The organism is Ancylobacter sp. TW_SC_1, from assembly GCF_056836805.1.
This window is the reverse complement of sequence record NZ_CM166365.1, coordinates 1,250,001-1,269,920: the sequence shown is the minus strand read 5'-3', so window position 1 is coordinate 1,269,920 and position 19,920 is coordinate 1,250,001. Positions and strand designations below refer to the sequence as shown.

At 65.3% G+C, this 19,920-nt stretch carries 20 protein-coding genes (1 of these 20 cut by a window edge); 2 read left to right on the top strand and 18 right to left on the bottom strand.

Translation table 11 applies throughout. The annotated features are described in order from the left end of the window. Positions 1 to 33 precede the first annotated feature (33 nt). Positions 34 to 534 (bottom strand): DUF302 domain-containing protein, encoded by a 501-nt coding sequence (locus AC1PZ7_RS05905; RefSeq protein WP_482358569.1) that lies wholly within the window; start codon positions 532 to 534, stop codon positions 34 to 36. 108 nt (positions 535 to 642) lie between these two features. On the opposite strand from AC1PZ7_RS05905, the gene AC1PZ7_RS05900 reads away from it, so the two are divergent. After that, entirely contained in the window at positions 643 to 1,110 is a 468-nt protein-coding gene (locus AC1PZ7_RS05900) for a MarR family winged helix-turn-helix transcriptional regulator (RefSeq protein WP_482358568.1), read from the top strand. A gap of 464 nt (positions 1,111 to 1,574) precedes the next feature. Here the strand turns inward: AC1PZ7_RS05900 and AC1PZ7_RS05895 are convergent, their stop codons facing one another. The 17 genes from AC1PZ7_RS05895 to AC1PZ7_RS05815 form a co-directional block, all read right to left on the bottom strand. Then, on the bottom strand, positions 1,575 to 1,940 hold the full coding sequence (locus tag AC1PZ7_RS05895) for a cupin domain-containing protein (protein ID WP_482358567.1): 366 nt from the start codon (positions 1,938 to 1,940) through the stop codon (positions 1,575 to 1,577). A gap of 76 nt (positions 1,941 to 2,016) precedes the next feature. After that, a complete protein-coding gene (locus AC1PZ7_RS05890; protein ID WP_482358566.1) occupies positions 2,017 to 3,405 on the bottom strand; it encodes an NAD(P)/FAD-dependent oxidoreductase in 1,389 nt (462 codons plus the stop codon). A gap of 13 nt (positions 3,406 to 3,418) precedes the next feature. Next, on the bottom strand, positions 3,419 to 4,540 hold the full coding sequence (locus tag AC1PZ7_RS05885; protein WP_482358565.1) for an ABC transporter ATP-binding protein: 1,122 nt from the start codon (positions 4,538 to 4,540) through the stop codon (positions 3,419 to 3,421). Then, positions 4,537 to 5,328, bottom strand: coding sequence for an ABC transporter permease (locus tag AC1PZ7_RS05880; protein WP_482358564.1), 792 nt, complete (start codon positions 5,326 to 5,328; stop codon positions 4,537 to 4,539). The genes AC1PZ7_RS05885 and AC1PZ7_RS05880 overlap by 4 nt, the downstream gene beginning before the upstream one ends. Then, positions 5,325 to 6,170, bottom strand: a complete 846-nt coding sequence (locus AC1PZ7_RS05875) for an ABC transporter permease (protein WP_482358563.1) — start codon at positions 6,168 to 6,170, stop codon at positions 5,325 to 5,327. Before AC1PZ7_RS05875 ends, AC1PZ7_RS05880 begins: the two co-directional genes overlap by 4 nt. Positions 6,171 to 6,268: 98 nt before the next feature. After that, positions 6,269 to 7,345, bottom strand: coding sequence for an extracellular solute-binding protein (locus AC1PZ7_RS05870; protein ID WP_482358562.1), 1,077 nt, complete (start codon positions 7,343 to 7,345; stop codon positions 6,269 to 6,271). A gap of 98 nt (positions 7,346 to 7,443) precedes the next feature. Continuing rightward, complete coding sequence (locus AC1PZ7_RS05865; protein ID WP_482358561.1) at positions 7,444 to 8,061, bottom strand: helix-turn-helix domain-containing protein; 618 nt, start codon at positions 8,059 to 8,061, stop codon at positions 7,444 to 7,446. 208 nt (positions 8,062 to 8,269) lie between these two features. Beyond that, the gene (locus tag AC1PZ7_RS05860) at positions 8,270 to 9,700 is read right to left on the bottom strand and encodes an aldehyde dehydrogenase family protein (RefSeq protein WP_482358560.1); all 1,431 of its coding nucleotides are present in this window, start codon (positions 9,698 to 9,700) and stop codon (positions 8,270 to 8,272) included. Positions 9,701 to 9,734: 34 nt separating this feature from the next. Beyond that, the gene (locus tag AC1PZ7_RS05855; RefSeq protein ID WP_482358559.1) at positions 9,735 to 11,051 is read right to left on the bottom strand and encodes an NAD(P)/FAD-dependent oxidoreductase; all 1,317 of its coding nucleotides are present in this window, start codon (positions 11,049 to 11,051) and stop codon (positions 9,735 to 9,737) included. 1 nt (position 11,052) lies between these two features. Next, a complete protein-coding gene (locus AC1PZ7_RS05850) occupies positions 11,053 to 11,193 on the bottom strand; it encodes a hypothetical protein (RefSeq protein ID WP_482358558.1) in 141 nt (46 codons plus the stop codon). A gap of 38 nt (positions 11,194 to 11,231) precedes the next feature. Further along, a complete protein-coding gene (locus AC1PZ7_RS05845; protein ID WP_482358557.1) occupies positions 11,232 to 12,326 on the bottom strand; it encodes an ABC transporter ATP-binding protein in 1,095 nt (364 codons plus the stop codon). Beyond that, positions 12,316 to 12,930, bottom strand: a complete 615-nt coding sequence (locus tag AC1PZ7_RS05840) for a helix-turn-helix domain-containing protein (protein ID WP_482358556.1) — start codon at positions 12,928 to 12,930, stop codon at positions 12,316 to 12,318. Before AC1PZ7_RS05840 ends, AC1PZ7_RS05845 begins: the two co-directional genes overlap by 11 nt. Before the next feature lie 65 nt (positions 12,931 to 12,995). Next, entirely contained in the window at positions 12,996 to 14,066 is a 1,071-nt protein-coding gene (locus AC1PZ7_RS05835; RefSeq protein WP_482358555.1) for an ABC transporter substrate-binding protein, read from the bottom strand. 47 nt (positions 14,067 to 14,113) lie between these two features. Continuing rightward, positions 14,114 to 14,929 carry an ABC transporter permease gene (locus AC1PZ7_RS05830; protein WP_482358554.1) on the bottom strand — a complete coding sequence of 272 codons (816 nt, stop codon included), beginning with the start codon at positions 14,927 to 14,929 and terminating at the stop codon, positions 14,114 to 14,116. After that, entirely contained in the window at positions 14,926 to 15,804 is an 879-nt protein-coding gene (locus AC1PZ7_RS05825; RefSeq protein WP_482358553.1) for an ABC transporter permease, read from the bottom strand. The genes AC1PZ7_RS05830 and AC1PZ7_RS05825 overlap by 4 nt, the downstream gene beginning before the upstream one ends. 669 nt (positions 15,805 to 16,473) lie before the next feature. Next, positions 16,474 to 17,979 carry a glycosyltransferase family 4 protein gene (locus AC1PZ7_RS05820; RefSeq protein WP_482358552.1) on the bottom strand — a complete coding sequence of 502 codons (1,506 nt, stop codon included), beginning with the start codon at positions 17,977 to 17,979 and terminating at the stop codon, positions 16,474 to 16,476. A 650-nt stretch (positions 17,980 to 18,629) separates the two neighbouring features. Next, a complete protein-coding gene (locus AC1PZ7_RS05815) occupies positions 18,630 to 19,715 on the bottom strand; it encodes an alpha/beta fold hydrolase (protein ID WP_482358551.1) in 1,086 nt (361 codons plus the stop codon). A gap of 91 nt (positions 19,716 to 19,806) precedes the next feature. On the opposite strand from AC1PZ7_RS05815, the gene AC1PZ7_RS05810 reads away from it, so the two are divergent. Continuing rightward, positions 19,807 to 19,920: the 5' portion of a LysR family transcriptional regulator gene (locus tag AC1PZ7_RS05810; protein ID WP_482358550.1), read on the top strand. 774 nt of this gene lie beyond the right edge of the window; only the first 114 of its 888 coding nucleotides appear in the window; the start codon lies at positions 19,807 to 19,809; the stop codon falls past the right edge of the window.

The following is a 19,920-nucleotide window of genomic DNA, read 5'->3' as shown; positions in this document are numbered from 1 at the left end:
CGCGGCCCGCACGGCGCGGCTCCTCCGCCACCATCAAGCGGGCACTCCGGTTGCGAGTTCCGCCAGGTCGCGAAGCTTCGCATCCAGTCTGAGAGCGGACGCGGAGACTTCGTCATTGTTGAGACGACTCATCAGAGATGACGGCAGGTCATAGGCCAGACGCACGTCGCCGGACGCCGTCTGGAAGATCAGGACTCTGATTGGAACGTTCAGGCCGACACCAGGGTCGTGAGTGATCATGGTTCTGGCCACCAGCGGATTGCCGATGATGTACGACCGGATCTTGGCTTCCACGCCCATGCGGGTCATCCAGGCTCCATGGTCGTTGGTCAGGAAGCGCATGAATCCACTCCGGCCCTCATAGGCCTTCATGCGCGCTCCGAAATCCTCCGGCCCCGTCGCCGCGGCGACCTCGCGCGGAATGATGGCGGGATCCGCGAGATTTCCGAGCTCGGCCTCGAAACAGGTGACGACATCTTCAAAGGAGCGCGGGCTGATATGCTCGCAATGCTGAACGGTGAAGCTCTCGATCATGGCGGCCTGCTCAGTGTCGCGGACAAATTCCCCGACCGTACGGAAACTACCGGCTTCCCTAGTCCGGCATGAGCGTATATACGCCGATATATGCGCAGTTACGCCTATATGCTCAAGACTGTCAAGGTTGCTATGAAGCCCACCTCACCCGAGTTCTGCACCTGCCTGGCCATCCGCCAAGCGGCAAGGCACGTCAGCCAGTATTATGACCAGCACTTGGCTCCATCGGGGCTGCACATCACGCAGTTCTCGGTCCTCGCCAAGTTGAAGGCTCACGGCCCGTTGACCATCAATGGTCTTGCCGACGCCATGGTCATGGACCGGACGACCCTTGGCCGGAATGTCCTCCCGCTGCAGCGCGATGGTCTCATCGCGATCGTGCAAGGGGCTGCGGACCGCAGGAGCAAGGAGCTTCGCCTGACGGACCTTGGTCGGGAGCGACTGGACAAGGCGTGGGCATACTGGGCCGCGGCCCAAGCCGGTTTCGATACGGCCTTCGGTAGCCATCAAGATTCGGAGCTGCGGGCTCTGATGCGAGCCGTGACGGCCACGGAGCTTGTCGTTGAAACAACGTAGCCATGAGTAAGATCAGGCTCCGGCACTTTGGTAGATAGCTTTTGAAATCAGACCAAAGCGATGACCTGCCTCCGGTTTCCTGGAAACGGCCAGCAGGCCGGTCCAGCATCGGGGGCAGGCTCAGGACCCGGAATTTCCAGCTCCCGCAGGCCCCATTTCGGGGAGCACCTCATAGCCCTCGGCCCTGACGGCTTCGGCGAATGTTCTCTTGCCGGTCACCGGACAACTCCTGCAGGCGTGCTACGGAGCTCGGCGGCGCCACGGATGGGAGTGGAAGCGGTCGCGCGGGAGATCGGCGCGGCAGCCGGCGCTGCGGCGGCACCGGCTGCATATCGGTCATCCGGCAGGTCGCGCGGCCCGGGGCCGACGATCCGGTCGAGCGCATCAGCCGCGCCAAACCAGCGTTTGCGCCTGCCGATCATGTCCCGAAGTCGCTCAGCGCCCGGGTATGCCGCACATGAGGGTCAGCTCTTCGCCGCGTCCGATAGGAAGACGTAGATCTTGCGGGTACGCTCGACGATCTCCCACGTGCCCTTCCAGCCGCGCGGCAACATGATCGCATCGCCTGGCCCGAGATCGCGGCGGGTACCGTCCAGATGGGTCATGATGATCTTGCCCTGCAGGAAATAACAGAACTCCGCCGCCTCGGTCCGATCGGCGGTGAAACGGCCCGGCGTGCATTCCCAGATGCCGATGTCCAGCGTCCCGTCGGGGGCGACCCAGAGCGAGGAGGTCACCTCCTGCTGTCCGGGGTTCAGGGTGGTGGGCTTGTCGGCCATTGCGCCAAGGTCGATGCCGGACAATTGGGCGAATACGGAAAGGTCGATCATGTCGTCTCCTGCGGAAGGCGGCAGCGGAGGTGCCGTCTCGGGTCGTTGGCGCGGGTGATGGCGGCGCGCGGCGCAATCAGCGCCCGGTGATCGCGTTGGCCAGCGTGGCAAGGCGCGAGGTCACACGCCCGCCGGTGGCGGCCTCGTTGCGGTCGGCCTTGTGATAGAGCCAGTACATGCTGTGCACGCCCAGCCAGCGGAATGGCTCCACTTCCCATTTGCGCGGCCTGCGGTTCACCCAGGGCAGGCCGGTGCGTTCGGTGTGCTTGTCCAGCACCAGATCGGCCAGCGTCTGCCCGGAGAAATTCGAGGTGGAGACGCCGAGACCGACATAGCCGCCCGCCCAGCCAATGCCGGTCTGCGGATCCAGCCCCGCCGTCGCGCACCAGTCGCGCGGGACGCCGAGCACGCCGCACCAGGCATGGTCCAGCTTCAGCCCGCGGGTCTGCGGCAGCATGCGGTAGAGAATGCCCTTCAGCTTCTCGATGGTCTCGGGCTGGGTCTGGCCGAACACATCGGTCTTGGAGCCGAAGCGATAGGGCACGCCGCGCCCACCCATGGCGATGCGCCCTTCGCGGGTGCGCTGGGCATAGCAATAGGCGTGGGAGGCATCGGCAAGGAGCTGGCTACCCTCCCAGCCGATCTCGCGCCACAGATCCTCCGGCACCGGCTCGGTCACGACGATGGCGCTGTTCATCGGGATCCACTCCCGCTCATTACCGGGAATGCCGTGGGTGAAACCTTCCGTGGCGCGCACGATGCGCCTGGCTTTCACGGTGCCGCGATTGGTGGTGACGCGGCCCTTCTCGATGCCGGTGACGGTGGTCTGTTCATAGATGACAGCGCCGCGCCGCTCCACCGCCTCGGCGAGGCCGCGCACCAGCTTGGCCGGCTGCACCCGCGCCACATTGTGCCGCACCAGCGCGCCCTGCGCTTTGTCGACGCGGATACGCGAGGCGGCTTCCGACCCGTCGATCAGTTCCAGACGGGTGGTGGGCACCTCCCAGGCCATGGCTTCGTCATAGGCCTCGCGCAGGCGCTCCATCTGCGCCGGGCTCTGGGCGAAGGTCAGGCACTCGGTGAGCAGGTAGTCGCAGTCGATGCCTTCCTTCTCGGTGACGCGGCGCACCTCCGCGACGGTGGTGCGCAATTGCCGCTCCCATTCAATGATGCCCTCGCGCGTGCCGGAGGACAGGTATTTCTCCCGGCTCCAGCCGAATTCGCCCGAGCACCAGCCGCCATTGCGGCCGGAGGCGCCGAAGCCGGCGAACTCCTTCTCGACCACGGCAATGGAGAGGCCCGGCTCGGCCTCCTGCAGATAATAGGCCGTCCACAGGCCGGTGAAGCCGGCGCCGACGATGCAGACATCGACCTCGATGTCGCCCGGCAAGGGCGGGCGACAGCCGGGTACGCCGCCGATGTCGGCATACCAGAAGGACACGTCGCCATTCTTCTTCACGTCCATCGCCATCGTTCCTTCAATGACCGGCGGTCGATCCGTCGTCTGCCAAGAGCACGCTGTCCTGCGGTCGCCACGCCAGCTCGACCGTGCTGCCGAGAGCGAAGGGCGCGCCCTGCGTGGGGGTTCGGGCGGTGACGTGGCTGCCATCGGCCAGCGTCACCTCGTATTTCATCGCCGAGCCGAGATAGAGCATCTCGCGCACCATGCCTGAGAGGAGGTTGGTGCGCCCCTCCTGCGGGCCGGTGCCGGGCGCCTGCACCATCACGGCCTCGGGCCGCAAGAGGATGACCTGCGCGCCCTCCCCCTTTGCCGCGCCCGGTGCGGCGAGGGTCGCGCCGGCGACGGCCAGCGCCGTCTCGCTGCCGGCCGAGCGGTGCGGGCCGCGCAGCACCGAGCTCTCGCCGATGAACTGGCCGACGAACAGGGTCTGCGGCGCGGTGTAGAGCTCCTGCCCGGTGCCGACCTGCTCAATCCGCCCCCTGTTGAACACCGCGATCCGGTCGGAGAGCACCAGCGCCTCCTCCTGGTCGTGGGTGACATAGACGAAGATGGAGCCGAGCTCGCGGTGGATGCGCTTGATCTCGAGCTGCAGCACCTCGCGCAGCTTCTTGTCGAGAGCGCCGAGCGGCTCGTCCATCAGCAGCAGCGAGGGGTTGAACACCATCGCCCGCGCCAGGGCCACTCGCTGCTGCTGGCCGCCCGACAGCTCGGAAGGGTAGCGATGGGCGAAACGCTCCAGCTGCACCTTGCGCAGCGCCTCCTCCACCGCGCGGGCCTGCTCGGCCTTGCCGACGCGGCGCTGCTTGAGCGGATAGGCGACGTTCTGCGCCACGCTCATATGCGGGAACAGCGCGTAATGCTGAAATACCACGCCGATATTGCGCTTGTGCGCCGGCACATGGCCGATGGCGCGCTCGCCCAGCCGGATGTCGCCGCGGCTGAGATCGGTGAAGCCGGCAATCAGGTTGAGCGTCGTGGTCTTGCCCGAGCCGGAAGGTCCGAGAAACGACATGAACTCGCCCGGCTCCACCCGCAGGCTCACATCGTCCAGCGCGGTGAAGCTGCCATAGAATTTGCTGATGCCGTCAATGTCGATGGCCGCACCTTTGCAGGCCGCCACGTTGCTCACAGCGGTCATGCCCCGCGCCTCCGCAGTCCGAAGATGAGCCCCAGCCCGATGATCAGCGTGGTCGCCAGGAAGATGAGCGACCCCACCGCCGCCACGGTGGGGTCGGCATCGCGGGTCATGGAGGAGAAGATCTGCACCGGCAGCGTCTTGAGCTGCGGGCTCGTGATGAACAGGGACACGATCACCTCGTCGAAGGAGGTGACGAAGGCGAACAGCGCTCCCGACAGGATGCCCGGCAGGATGAGCGGCAGGGTGACGGTGAAGAAGGTGGTGAGCCGCGTGGCGCCCAGACTCGCTGCCGCCGTCTCCAGCCGCGCATCGAACACGGCGAGGTTGGCCCCCACCGCGATCACCACGAAGGGGATGGCGAGCAGCGTGTGCGCCAGCACATAGCCGGTCCATGTGCCGACCAGCCGCGTGTCGAGATAAACGGCATAGATGCCCACCGCCAGCACCACGCCGGGCACGATCATCGGGGTGAGCAGGACCACGCGGATGACGCCGCCGGCCCGGGTCTTCAGCCGCTCGATGCCGATGGCCGCCATGGTGCCGATGACGGTGGCCACGACCGCCACCATCGCCGCGATCTTCACCGAGACGATCAGGCTGCCAAACCACTGCGGATTGGAAAAGAAGTTCTCGTACCACTGGGTGGAGAAGCCCCGCGGCGGGAAGGCCAGCGACTTCCGGTCCGCGAAGGACATCGGGATCACCACCAGCGTCGGCGCCACCAGCCAGATGGCGATCAGCAGGCAGGTGAGCTGCAGCAGCAGCCGGCCGGGACGGAAGCCTGTCATCGGCTGCCTCCGCTGATCTGGTATTTGCGCCGCATGAAGGGGCCCGCCAGCGCCAGCACGCCGAAGGTCGCCACCAGCAGCACCACGCCCATGGCGCCGCCGCGTCCCCAGCTCAGCAGCGACAGTACCTGCTGCTGGATCAGGGTGGAGAGCATGGTCGATTGCGGCCCGCCCAGCAGTAGCGGCGTGATGTAGAAGCCGAGCGACAGGATGAACACGATGGTCGCCCCGGCGAACACGCCGGGCAGCGACAGCGGCAGATAAATCTGGAAGAAGGTCTTCACCGGATGCGCCCCGAGGCTGCGCGCGGCCTGCAGCAGCCGCAGATCGATGCCGCGCATCACCGCATAAAGCGGCATGATCATGAAGGGCAGCAGCACCTGGGTCATGCCGATGGTGACGCCGAGCTGGGTGCGGATCAGCCGCACCTTCTCGAAACCTAGCGCGAGCAGGATGCGGTTGATGACGCCGGAATCCTGCAGCAGGATCACCCAGGCCAGCGTGCGCACCACCCCCGACACCCAGAAGGGCACCAGCACGCACATCACCAACGCCAGCCGCACGCGCGGCCCCGCCACCGACATGGCGAAGGCATAGGGATAGGCCACCAGCACACAGCACGCCGTCACCCAGAAGGCGATGGTGAAGGTGCGCGCCAGCACGGTGAGGTTCACCGGCGTTTGAAAGAACCACACATAATTCGCCAGCCCCGGCTCAGGCTCGGCAAAGCTGCGCAGCACGATGACGCCGAACGGCACCGCCATCACCAGGAGCAGCACCGCGATGGCCGGCAGTGTCAGCAGGAACGCCCCGCGCCGGGCGCGGCCGGTCAGCACAGACATGGTTCAGCCCCCCCTCGCGGACCCGGAGCGCAGCGTTGCGGGCGCACTGCGCGGTGGAGCGGGGCGACAAAGCCGCCCCGCCCGCTGCAACCGCCAAATCAGTTCCCGGCGATGAACTCCGCCCATTTTGCGCTGAGCGCGTCGTAGTTCTTGACCCAGTAGTCGACGTTCTGGTTGTAGGCCATCGCCTGCTTTTCCGGCGTGTTGGTCATGAACGAGGCCGTCAGTTCGTCAACCTTGGGCTTGGCATCAATGTTGATCGGGGAGTACGAGGTCGTCTCGGCCATCACTTCCTGCGCGTGCTTGCCCAGATAGGCATTGATCAGCGCGTAGGCGGCATCCGTGTCCTTCACGCCGACCGGGATGGCGATCTGGTCCTTGACGACAATCCAGTCCTTCCAGACCGGCGCGTATTTCGCCCCGTTCGCCAGCGCCGCCTTGCCGCGGCCCGACCAGACCATGACCATGTCGGCCTCGCCCGACTCCATCATCTGCTGGCTTTCGGCGCCGGTCGTCCACGGCACCAGATTCGCGCGGATCGAGCGCCACTTGTTCAGGCCGCGGTCGATGTCGGCGGGAAACAGCTTGTCCTTCGGCACACCATCAGCGAGCAGGCCGAGCTCCACCATGTAGCCTTCGGCATCGGCATAGCCGGGAATGCCGCGTGAGCCGGGAAACTTCTCGACATCGAAGAAATCAGCCCAGCTCTTGGGCGGATTGTTGCCGTACTTGTCCTTGTTATACAGGAACATGACGGCATAGTTCATCGCCGGGACGCTGCACGGACCCACCTGGCCGGGCGGGATCTTGGAGGTGTCGATCTTGCTGACATCCAGCTTCTGGAACAGCGTGCCACAATGGACGAAGGGCGTGTAGTCGCCAGTATCCACCACGTCCCATGAGACGTTCTTCGACTCAACCTGCGCCTGAATCTTGGCGTTCTCGGTCGGCCCGTCCGACAGAAGAGTGACGCCGGACTTCTTGACGAAATCCTCCAGCGCCTTGATCTGGCCGTCCTGATAGACGCCGCCATAGGACACGAAGGTCAGCGTCTTGTCCTTGAGCGAGCCTTCGGCGACCGCGCCGGCGACCGGGCTTTCGGCCCGTGCCGCGCCGGCCAGCGCCATGCCGACGGCAGCGAGCGTGGCGATGCCGGTGAATGTGCTCCGCTTCATCTTTCTCTCCTCTGGATTATGCCTCTGGGGCTTATGTTTTTGACTTGTGAATTCCGCTCGCCACGGGGGGACAGCGCCCGTCCCGCAGCTTGCCTGCGCTACCCTCCTTTCGAACGGTAGGTATCGAGGTAAGTTGCCGTCGAGGTGGGCGGCGAGATGATGAACAGCACCTCGGCCGGCACCTCTCCGATGTTCGCGACCCGGTGCGGGACCGAGGACGCATATTCGACGCTGTCGCCCGCATGCATTTCATGGTGAACGGGGCCCAGCTCCAGCCGCACGGACCCCCTCAGCACGATGAACATCTCGTGCGAGTCGCCATGGGTGTATTGCTCGGGGCCGGTCGAGCCGCCGACATCGAATTCCGAGACATAGGTTTCGAAATGGGTCAGCGGGCGGCGCGACAGCAGCATCTTGCGCTGGCCGTCCGCCACCGGCAGCGCCGGGCGTTGTGCGCGGCGCAGAACCGGATCGCGGGTGATCTCCGGCGTCGAGAACAGTTCGGAAATGCTGGTGCCGAAGCAGTTGGCGATGCGGATCAGCGTCGAGGCGCTGGCCCCCGTGAGCCCGCGCTCCAGCTGGCTGAGAAAACTCGCCGACGTGCCCGTCGCCTCCGCCAGCTGGCGCAGCGACAGACCATTGGCCCGCCGCAGCCGCTCCGCCACCAGGCGAAGCGTGTCGGTCTCATCGGGAACGGGGCGCATCGAGTGGTCCATCTCGTCCTTCGTTCGGCACGACTTAACAAACGTTAAGTGAAACCAAACAGAACTTCAATGGGTCGGCCGCGCGAAAATCATGCGCGGCGCCCGCACCGCTGCCGTCAGGTCACGCCTTGACCGGACGACAAGCGGCGGCCTCCCTGTCGGCTGATTAACGTTTCCACTCCGAGATATGGCCTGCTGCCGACTATCGTGGAAATTGCCATCAGTCGCCGTAGCCGACGATCCCCTTGATCTCCAGGAAGTCGCGCAGGCCGAAATCGGCATATTCGCGCCCGTTGCCGGACTGCTTGTAGCCGCCGAAGGGCGCGAACAGGTCCCAGTCGGGATAGTTCAGATAGACCGAGCCGGCGCGCAGCCGTCCCGCGACGCCGCGGGCCTCGGCCATGTCGGCACCCTGGACATAGGCGGCGAGGCCGTAGGGCGTGTCATTGGCGATGGCGATGGCCCGCTCGACCGTTTCATAGGGGATGATCGCCAAGACCGGCCCGAAGATCTCCTCGCGCTCGATGCGCATGCCGGGCTTCACGTCGCCAAACACCGTCGGCTTCACATAATAGCCGGTCTCCAGCCCCTCGGGCTTGCCGGTGCCGCCGATCACGAGAGTTGCGCCCTCGTCGATGCCGGCCTGGATCAGCGCCTGCACCTTGGCGAACTGCACGTCGCTGACCAGCGGGCCGATCTGCGTATCCGTGTCGGTGGGCGAGCCGACGCGGACCGCCTCGGCCGCGCGGCGGGCGATGGCGAGCGCCTCCGCGTGGCGTTCGGCCGGCACCAGCATGCGGGTCGGCGCGTCGCAGGACTGGCCGGTGTTGGAGAAGCAGGCGTCCACGCCCTTCGACACCGCCGCTTCGAGATCGGCATCCGGCAGCACGATGTTGGCCGACTTGCCGCCCAGTTCCTGCGCCACGCGCTTCACGGTCGCCGCGGCGTTGCGTGCGACGTCGACGCCGGCGCGGGTCGAGCCGGTAAACGACACCATGTCGATGTCGGGATGCGAGGCGAGCGCGGCACCGACGTCCGGCCCGGTGCCGTTGACGAGGTTGAACACGCCCTTCGGGAGCCCGGCCTCGTGGACGATCTCGGCGAAGACCATGCCGGAGATCGGGGCGATCTCGGAGGGCTTCAGCACCATCGTGCAGCCGGCGGCGATGGCGGGCGCCACCTTGCACATGATCTGGTTGAGCGGCCAGTTCCACGGGGTAATGAGCCCGACGACGCCGATCGGTTCGTGGGTGACGCGGGTGGTGCCGCGGGTTTCGTCGAACTCGAACCGCCGGAAGGCCTCGATGGTGGCCTTGAGGTGTCCCAGGCCGGCATAGGCCTGCGAGTCGCGGGCGCGGGCGATGGGCGAGCCCATCTCGCGGCTGATTGCCTGGGCGACGTCCTCGTAGCGGCGTTCATAGACGTCCAGCAGGCGCTCGAGAAGCGCGAGACGCTCCTCCTTGGAGGTGAACTGGAAGCTGGCGAACGCCGCCCGCGCCGCCGCCACTGCGCGGTCGACATCGGCCTGGGTGCCCAGCGAGATGGTGGCGAATACCTGTTCGGTCGCCGGGTCGATCACGCCGAGCGGCCGGGTTTCGACCGGGTCGACGAAGGCGCCGTCGATGTAGAACTTTTGAGTGTTGGGGCTCATGAGGGCTCGTCTCTCATCGCGAGGAAAACAGGGGTCAGATGCTCAGCGCGTTGCGCGCGCGGCCATAGGCAATGCGGATGGCCGCGCCGATCGGCCAGAAGCGGTGAAACGGAAAGGTCTTGAAGGGTCGGACCGGCATGTCGAGCGCATGCGCGTCCGTGCCGGTCGCCCAGCGGGACAGCTCGCCGCCGATCGCCGTCGCCATGGCGACGCCCCGGCCATTATAGCCGATGCAGGCCATGAGGCCGGGGGCCGGGCTGGTGAGATTGGGGTAGTGATCGACGGTGATGGCGAGCTGGCCGTTCCAGCCATGCGTCCATTCCATGTCGCCGAGGAAAGGCCACAGCCGCCGGGTGTAGCGCTTGAGATCGGGGAAGCGATCGGGACCGTGCAGCGGCCGCAAACGGCTGCGCCCGCCCATCAGCAGCCGGCCGGCGGCGTCGAGCCGGTAATAGACGGTGATGGATTCGTGCTCGTAGAGCACATGCCGACCAGGCAGGATCCGCTCCGCCATCGCCGCCGGCAACGGAGCGGAGGCAATGATGCCGCCATAGACCGGCACGACCGAGCGCCTCAACCCCGGGAACAGATCGTCCGTATAGCCATTGCTGGCGAGGATCACCCGCCCCGCGCGCAGCCGGCCATGCGTGCCGGTCAGCGTCCACCCGTCGGCGTCGCGCGTCAGTCCGCTCACCGGCGTGTGCGCGAACAACCGCGCACCCGCGGCCGTGGCGGCGTCAGCGAGCCCGCGGCTGTATGCGAGGGGATTAAGCGAGCCCCCGCGTCGGTCGAGGGCGGCGGCAACGTAGCGATCGGTGCCCGTGGCGCGGGCGACGGCCTCGCGGTCCAGCCATTCCACCGGCGCGCCGCGCCGCTGGAGATCGGCACTCGCCCGTTCGAGAAACGCCACCGAACCCGAGCTGAACGCCGCGCGGATGGTGCCTGTCCGCCGCGCCTCGCAGGCGATGCCGGCCTCGCTCACCAGCCGGAACACCTTGTCCGGGGCGGAACCGGAAAAGGCGATCATGCGGGCACCGAATTCCGGCCCGAACGCCTTCTCGATGTCGGCCGGCTCGTGCTTCAGCCCCGGATTGACCTGTCCACCGTTGCGACCGGAGGCGCCCCAGCCGAAGCTGTTGGCGTCCACCAGCGCAACGCTCACGCCCGCTCTGGCAAGGTGATAGGCCGTCGACAGCCCGGTGATGCCCCCGCCCACCACCGCGACATCGCCCCGCCAGTCGCCCCGCAGCGCCGGGGCCGGAGGTTCGGCCCCGGCGGTGAGGGCATAGACGGTGGCGGCATCCTCGGGACGGCCGGCACGATTGGCCGCGTTCGGGGCATCCGGGCTCATCTCAGGACATCTCCGGCTGAAGCTGCGCAAGGGCGCGGTGGCGCAGGACGGCGCGATGGAAGACCACGGCCGACGCGAGCAGGCGGGACTCGAGCGCATCCGCCCGCCTCCCCTCGATGACGACACGCCGGAGATGGTCCATGGAGCGGTGTCCCTCGGTGCACGGCGAGCGGCGCATGGTCAATCGGCGGCCGGCAGCAAGGCGCACGCCGCTCCGGTGCGTACCGAGACGGACAGGCGGTCGCCCTGGCCGACCGATGGCGGCAGCGTGCCGCGGGCGACGTCGGCCATGAGGTCCGAGCCGCCGGCGAGGCGCAGATGGACGCGCAGGCTGCGCCCGTGGAAAGAGGTGCCCTCGACGACGCCGGTCGCGGAGCCGGCGGGCCCCTGTTCGGCCGCGAGCACCACATCCTCCGGCCGGATGCCGACGACGATTTCCGCAGCCGCCGGCGCGGGCATGCCTGCGCCGGAAGCCACCTGAAAGGTCATCCCCCCGGCGGCGACGGTCGTAGCGGCGGCGTCCTCTCCCGCGATCCGTGCCGGCAGCAGGTTCATCGCGCCGATGAAGCCGGCGACGAAGCGGGTGGAAGGACGGTCGTAGAGCATGGCCGGCGATGCGACCTGCTCGATGCGGCCGCGATTCATCACCACGATGCGATCGGAGATCGACAGGGCCTCGGTCTGGTCATGGGTAACCATCACGAAGGTGGTTCCGAGATCGCGCTGCAACCGTTTCAGTTCGAGCTGCATCTGTTCGCGCAGATTGGCGTCGAGTGCGGACAGCGGTTCGTCGAGAAGCAGCAGCCGCGGCTCGCAGACCAGTGCGCGCGCCAGGGCGACGCGCTGCTTCTGCCCGCCCGACAGCGCCTGCACACGCTGCCCGGCCTTGTCCGACAGGCCGACCCGGGCGAGCGCATCGCCCACCCGCCGCTTCCGCTCGGCGCCCGCCATGGCGCGCAGCGACAGGCCGAAGTCGACGTTCTCGGACACGTTCATATGCGGAAACAGCGCGTAGTCCTGAAACACGGTGTTGACCGGCCGGGCGAAGGGGCGAAGCGCGGTAATGTCGCGGCCGTCGATCAGCAGCCGGCCGGCGGTCGGGCTCTCGAAGCCGGCGATGACGCGCAGCGTGGTCGTCTTGCCGCAGCCGGACGGGCCCAGCAGGCTGAGGAACTCGCCCTCGGCGATGTCCAGGCTGATGTCGTCGATCCCGACGGCGCCGCCGACAAAGCGCTTGCTGACCCGTTCCAGCCGCAGCAGTGCGTCATTCGCCATCGCGCGGCTCCTTTGCCCTTTGACTATTGACCCAGACGATGCCGCACCGCTCGTCTTTCGTATTCCTGAAGGCGTGCAACAGCGTGCTCTTGAAGGCGAAGCTGTCGCCGGCGCGCAGCACATAGCGCGTCGAATCCACCGTCAGCTCGATTTCGCCTTCGGTAATGAATCCGAACTCATGGCCGGAATGGGAATAGGCATCCGTTCCCCCACCGGGTTCGACGATCACCATCATCCCGGTCAACACGGCGCCGGGAGGTGACAGCAAATCCTTGGTGATCCCCTCCGACTGAACGGGGAGCGGGCGCCGTTTGCCGGAACGCACGCAGTAGAGATCGTTCTCGGCCTCGTCGTCGGCGACGATCAACGCCGAAGGCTCGACGTCGAGTGCCGCGGCCAGCGGCCAGATCACCCGCACCCGCAGGGAGGTCATGCCGCGTTCGATCTGGCTGAGCGCACCGATGGAAATACCGGCCCTGGCGGCCAGTTCGGCGAGCGAGAGATTACGGGCAAGCCGCAGCGCGCGCACGCGCCGCCCCACGCGGATATCGGCTTCGCCGGCATCCCGGCCGGCCTTGTCGGTCACATCTGCAGCGTCACTCATCCGTCGGTCCCTGTCCGTGATGTTCGCCCCCGGCAGCGACTGCCGCCGGGGGCGATAAGGCGACATCAGCCGCCAGCCTTCACCTTCTCGAACATCTTGGCGAGGTCATCGGCCTGTTTCATCGGTCCGGTGAAGATCGTGGTCTTCAGCGCGACATTCGGGTCGGCGGGAAGCTCCAGGCTCTCCAGCGTTTCCTTCGGCACGGCGTCGAAGGCGCTCGTGGTGGACGCCCCGTAGCCATAGTCCTCGATCAGCTTCTGACCGGAGCCGGCCTCCAGCCGGCTGTTGATGAAGTCGTAGGCGAGGTCCGCGTGCGGCGTCCCCTTGAGCATCACGAAGCCGCAGGCCCAGGTGAGCATGCCTTCCTTCGGCTTCATGAACGTCACCGGCACATTCTGCTTGCGCAGCGCCACCGCCGAGGCATTCCACGTCATCGCGGCAACGAGCTGCCCGCTGGCCAGCGCCTGCTCCACCGAGGTCATGTCGGTGGTGTAGTTCGACAGCAGGGGACGCTGCTCGCGCAGCTTCTCCGCCACCTTGTCCATCTCGGCCGGCGTCATGTCGAAGGGGCTCACACCGGCCAGCAGGGCGGCGACGAGCGGGGTGTCGTGTACCGCGTCAATAGTGGCAAGGCGCCCGCTATAGGCCTTGTCCCACAACAGGTTCCAGCTGGTCTGCGGATCCTTCACCAGATCGGTGCGGTAGAGGATCGAGGTGTTGCCCCAGTCCCACGGCACCATCCACACTTTTCCCGGTCCGGCCTGGAGGTCCGGCAGGTCGCGGAACACCGGGAAGATCTTGTCCCAGTTCTTGATCTTGGCGATTTCGATCGGCTCGATGAGCCCTTCCCTGCTCCAGCGCGCGACCTTGTCGTAGCAGGGATGCGCCAGATCCGGCCGGAAGCCGGCCTTGACCTTGGTGAAGGCATCGTCGTCGTCGCCGAAGGTCGAGGTGTCGACGCCGTCGGCGTGAGCCTTGAGGAAGGCGGCGTCGAATTCGGGCAGCTCGTAGCCGGACCAGGTGAAGTAGGTCAGCTTGTCGCCCGCCGTGGCAGCGAGCGGCGACAGTGCCGTCGCGCAGGCAAGGGTGGCGGCAAGGAGGCTCGAGAGGATCGTTCTCGGCGGTGTCTGGGACATGTCGGTTCTCCTTTGGTCGACGCTCTGTGGCGTCCTTCTGGAAGGGTTCAGTTTGGCAGGCGTCGTAGGCCGCGCCGACGCAGCAGTTCGGCGGCGCCGGCAATGACGATCGAGGTCACGAGGATCGCAGTGCCGAGCGCCATGACCGTCGGCAGGGATTTCGGAAAACGGAGCTGGCTCCAGATGTAGAGCGGCAGGGTCGGTTGTGTGCCCGCCAGGAAAAAGGCGACGATGAATTCGTCGAAGCTGGTCAGGAAGGCCAGCATGAAGGCGGAGACGGCCGCCGGCAGCGCCAGCGGCAGCATGATGCGGCGGAACACGACGGCGTCGCTCGCCCCCAGATCCTGCGCCACTTCGGGAATGCTGCGCGGCACGGCGGCAAGGCTGCCGCGGATGATGATGACGGTGGTGGGCAGCGCAACCAGGACATGACCCAGCACGATCGCCAGCCGCGACGGCCCCAAGCCCATCAGATTGACCGCGATAAGCAAAGCAATGCCAATCACCACGCCCGGGATGAGGATCGGCATCCGCGCGAGTCCCGCGATCACCCGGGACAGCCGTGACCCCACGGTCAGTTCCGCATAGGCGATGGTCATGCCGCACAGCGTGGCCAGCAATGCCGCGCTCACGCCGACGCCGATGCTGGTGAAAAGCGCGGCCCGCAGCGCCTCGTTGCCGGCAAGGCCGCGATACCAGTCGAGTGTGAAGCCCTTCAGCGGAAACGCCGCCTGCACGGAATCGTTGAACGAGAACAGCGGAATCAGCACGATCGGCAGATAGAGGAAGATGAGATAGCCGACGATATAGATGCCGAGCCAGCGCGGCCGACCGGGTCCGGAAAGTAGGGTGTCCTGGCTCACGCGCGGCTCCCGAAACGGCGGTCGACCCGGCGGACGACGAGGATCACGGCGAGGATCACCAGCATGACGACAAGGGCGATGGCGGCGCCGAATGGCCAATCCTGCGCCTTGCCGAACTGGGCCTGGATCAGGCTGCCGATCATGGTGCTGCTGGGGCCACCGACCAGCGCCGGGGTTACATAGTCGCCGACGGTCGGCACGAAGACGACGACGGCGCCGGCCAGCACGCCCGGCATCGAGTTCGGTAGGATGACCCGCCGGAACACGGTGAACGGTTTGGCGCCCAGATCCGCCGCCGCCTCGATCAGCGAACGCGGAATGGCGTCGAGCGACACCAGGATCGGCAGGATGGCAAAGGGCGCATAGGCATGCGCCAGCGTGAGCACAACCGCCGCGGGCGTATTGAGCAGCGCGGTCGACGGCTCGCTCCAGATGCCGGCCGCGATAAGGCCGGAATTGAGCACGCCATTATAGGCCAGCACGATCTTCCACGCGAAGACCCGCAGCAGATAGCTCGTCCAGAACGGTAGCGTCACCAGGAACAGGATCAGCGCCCGCGAACGGGAATGGAACGACAAGTAGAACGCCACGGGATAGGCCGTAACGACGGTGGCGGCGGTTACCAGGCCGGCTATCGCCAGCGAGCGCAGGATGACAATTCCGTAGAGCGGCTCGGTGGCGAGAATCCAGAAATTCCCGAAGGTGAAGCCGGCGCCGAACAGTGACCCGTCATTGAAGCGGAAGGCGAGGATGCAGAGCAGACCCAGAGCGAAAAGGATCAGCCCCAGCGCGACGGCAGCTCCCGGGAGCATCAACGCCAGCCGGAAGGCCGAGCCAGTCGGCCGGACCCGTTCAGAAGTGCAGCACTCGGCCATCACCGCCCCATTAATATGAAACAGGGACAGAGTTTTTCATTTTCATGAAAGAGTCAAGCGCGGGGTGAACCTTTACGCGGCCCCTGTCATCGCCATGTCGCCAAGGAGCTGGTCGCATGGCGCGCGCCATTCATGCTTATTCACAAACATCCGTGCCCCCCGGTCGCTTCTGAAATTCGGGGCCGCGCTTTCCATGATTGTGAAACAGGCCGCGTGCGCGGCGGCTCCTGGGCCAAACGGCACCGCCAGCCGGGCGGCGAGGTCGGCTGTGGCGGATTGATCTGCCTGCAACGACGGCCAATCCGCCTTGCTGTCGTCATCTCCAATTTGTGGGCGCGTCACTCCATCCCCTACGTCGCTGGGACGATTGCCCATCTGCAGTCTCTCACAAAGGCCCGGATCCTTGTGCTCGGGCGAAAGGACCTGAACAAAAGCAGCGTCGATCTCGTATCTTCGTTGGGCCGGATGACGACGCCGCGGCGAGCGAAACGCCTGAGATAGTCCGCCAGCAGATCATGGTGCCGCCAGCATATTTCGCATAGTCGCCATTCCCATTGCCGCCGCTCGCGACGCACCACCATGGACGTAGATGTCGACACACAACCACCACTCGCCGCACCATTGCGGGCCGGCGCGAGGCGGTCGCGATATTCATAACTCGTTTACGTTCTACTTCTGTTGCATCCGGTGGATCTCTTCGATCACGCGTCGGATACTATCATTTGTTTGCCATGTGAGCTGTCGGTGAATTTTGATGATTACCCTGTCCAGACGAAGGAAGCGCAAAATTCGAAACAGCCGCCGGGTACGTGGAAGCCGGGACGGAGGCTGTGTTTGGGCTAGCGCAATCTGGAGATTTTCCGACAGCGGCTTAGGCTCTGGCGCTTTCTTGGGCGGGTCTGCCTCGACAATGGGGACGTCGTGCCCGCGGACGACACGAGGCAGAGGGTCGATCGCGCTGACAATCTGGCGGACGGATTGGTCCCATGGATGACGCTTGTAGCTTCTCCTGATACGGCGTTCGCGTCGGGCAAGCTCCTCAGGGTCATCTAGGTAGTGGCACACACGGTCCAGCCATGCCTTGAAGTCGTGAGGGTGCAGCAGGTCCGTAAGATTAGGAGCGATTTCGGCCGTCGCTGATGTATTCGCTGTTATGCACAGCTTCCCATATGCGAGGCTTTCCGACACCGGCAGTCCCCAACCCTCATAAATCGATGGATAGAGGGTTAGAACGCAGTTGCTATAGAACCAGTGCAAGTCAGCATCGCAAACGTCCGTTAGGAAGTGGACGTGTGAGGATAGCGTCTTGTCGCCCTCGCCGATTGCGAGCACGTCCTCGGCCTTCCAAATCGGCCGGCCGACAAGCACAAGGTGCGGAGCACTACTTCCGCGCATTTCAATGAGGCGGCGCCAAACGTTCAGGAGCAGGATGTGATTCTTGCGCGGATCAATGGAACTCACAAAGAGAAAGAACTTTTTTCCGTTGAAGCTTTGTGTGATTGCGCTTCCATCCACCAAACTCGAAGGGCTTTTGATGCCATCGGTCATGTCACCGATCTTGAACAGGGATATGGGCTTCGGAATAACCGCCTCAGCACGCATCAGCGCCTCAAGATCATTCCTGGATGATTTCGAGTAGCAGAGAAAATTGTCGGCTAACGCCACTATTCGCCTGGCGTTGGCGGTAAACTCATCACCCGCCCCCGGAGGGTAGAGGTAGGAAAATTTCATCTGAATTAGGTCGTGTACAAGTATAGTTAGACGCAAGTCCGTCGACTTTTTGAGCCTGACGAGATCATTTATGTATCTCTTGTTGCGTATCCACGCCCCACCGAAAACAACAATATTGCTACCAGGTTGAATTGTTGCTTCTGAAAGTCCCTCAATCTCTCCGGCATCATACAATGAGGTAACGTCACGAATTGTCGGATGATATATCGTATCATTCGGTCGCAGCTTCAGATATTTACCTTTGCTAGACACCCATGTTACAGGAACTATACGCTCTTTGTATTGGTCCAAGAGAGCCTGGAACGCTCGTTGTTCCACCCGCGCGATGCCGGTGGGATTTCCTGTCAGGTGGTAGGTGGTGGTCAAGTCCACATAGATCTTAGTGCCATCGCCAGACGCTATAGCCCGCTCATCCGCCTGCCCTTCTGGCGTCTTGTTCAACATGTCCCGAAGCCCGCGATCCTAGAAGAAAAGCATATTAAGCACGCCGCCTCGCGCAGCCGCAACGACATATCCGCCGCCTGAGCGGGCGGCCTTTTCTCGCCCGAAGATCCGCATTGACGAGATCGTCCATGAATCGGCGTGGAATAAGAGCTCCGACGCGTATCTGGTGGTGAGACCTTGTGCTGGGATGAGGAGACGTGCCTCCGCCCGTTGCCGGCAATAGCGGCTGTGAACGGGCGTCGGGGTAACCCCGCGTCCCGGACAACAACTTGTCGCGCTGGCTGCCCGGATGCAGACCTGGATGCCGACATCCTCGTCGATCACCTCATCAACGACAGAACCGCGCGGCACCAGTTTTGAAAGCCGCCCATGCCGACCCATGGCATTGGTTCTCCATGTGAACCATTGCCAGCGAGGCCCTTAACTCCATCAAAAATGAGTCAGAGCCCCCTTTGCACGGTCATCAAGAGGCCCGCTCCAACGCGGTTTACAGAACCGGCTGGAGGGCAAGGCCGCCCACCTGGCGATCGCGCTGCCGCCGGCGCGCCCCTCGATTGGACTCGGCGGCGTTCCGGGAGCTGGGTTCGGCTCGGCCGGCCATCGACCATCGGATCAGGGAAAACCGCCGAGAGCCGCGGAGCCGATCGCGCTCATTCTCCCTGCGGCGGGATTGCCGATGATCCGAGAAAGCGCGTCGCGGTGGTGAGAAACGCCGCCCGGCCGGCATGGTCGCGGTCGAGATGCACGAAATGCGTGGCCTCGGGGATCGTCGCGAGTTCGGCGTGCGGCGCCTCCTCGGCAATGGCCTGGGCGTCCTGCGGACGGCTCCAGAAATCCCGGCCGGAGCGGACGACCAGCACCGGCATGGCGAGTGCCGCTGCCGACCACTGCCGTTTGCCGATCGCCAGCTCGAAGCTGTCGGCCATCGCGCCGCTCGGCGCCCGGAAGCTTGGTGGCTGGCGAGCCGTCGCCGTCGCATCGGAGGCCAGTGCCGCCTCGGCGTAGGCCTGCGCAACACGCGGGTCCCGCCATGATGCCTTGTCGGCGACGGGAATGGAGTTGTCCCATGCCGGGAAGAGGCTCGCGCCCGTGTTCAGCCTGTAGGCGCCGAAAGCGGCGGCGTTGAAGCTTCCCGGCGCGCGCGGGTCCTCGAGCGGGGAGCCGTGGCCGAGCGTTCCGTGCTCGCGCGCGCCGCCATAGAGGGTGTTGTAAAGGACAAGCCGCCCGACCGCCTGCGGGTGCTTCGCCGCATATGCCCCCGCCCAATGGCCACCGGTTGCCCAGCCGATGATGCTGACCTGCGTGTCGCCGCTCCAGGCGAGGATCGCGTTCACCACGGCCGCGATATCGGCCACGGCATCCTCGGTTCGCATCAAGGGAGCCGCATCGGATGGGCTCCGCTCCATCGCGCCCGGCCGGCTCGACGCCCCATAGCCGCGTAGATCGAGGAGATAGACGAGATGCCCCGCCGCCGCGAGATCGGCGGCAAGAGAACCGCCCGGAACCAGCAGATCAAAGGAAGCAACGCCGGGAACGCGCGCGCCGTGAACAAGAAGAACGGCCGAATTGATTCCGGCCGGCGGGCCCGGGGCGCGCACTTCCCGGACGAAGAGATGCTCCCCGGACGGAAGCCCGATCAAGCGATCCGTCCTGACGACGTCGGTTTCCGCGGCGAACGCCGCGCCGGTTGCAACCAGCATGGCGCCCGCGAATGCGAGGAAAGGTAGGTGGCTCATAATGCCTCCATCGGCCTTCGTGCGGAGCAAAATGCGTGGAGGAAACGCCCGAATCCATGATGCCTCTGATGATCTTTGATATCGTCACGATATGGAACTTCGTCACCTGCGCCATTTCCTCGCCGTTGCCGACGAACTGCACATGGGTCGCGCCGCCCAGCGGCTCGGCATGGCGCAGCCCCCGCTCAGCCAGTCGATTGCCCGA